1 tRNA gene is annotated in these 294 nt (G+C 42.9%); it reads right to left on the minus strand.

The features are described from left to right. Window positions 1-120: 120 nt before the first annotated feature. Window positions 121-211, minus strand: a tRNA-Ser gene (locus tag AB4623_RS23385). Window positions 212-294 lie beyond the last annotated feature (83 nt).

Genomic DNA, 294 nt, shown 5'->3' on the forward strand with positions numbered 1-294 from the left:
ATTTTCCGGATTGGTATAAATACAAAAAAGGGAAGAGCACGTCAGTGCCCTTCCCCTTTTATTTATGTATATCGCAGATAAGAAAAAAGCCCGCTGATTTCTCAGCGGGCTTTCTAATGGTGGTGGAGGGATAGGGATTTGAACCCTAGAACCGCTATTAACGGTTGCCGGTTTTCAAGACCGGTGCTTTCGACCACTCAGCCATCCCTCCAAAAAATTGTCATCAACAGATTAGTACACTGTAGATGTTGTTACATGTATACACAGGTAACGATATTTAAAGCCTGGCGATGT

It is taken from the genome of Vibrio sp. 10N.222.52.C12 (genome assembly GCF_041474215.1).
GTDB classification, from domain to species: domain Bacteria; phylum Pseudomonadota; class Gammaproteobacteria; order Enterobacterales; family Vibrionaceae; genus Vibrio; species Vibrio crassostreae_C.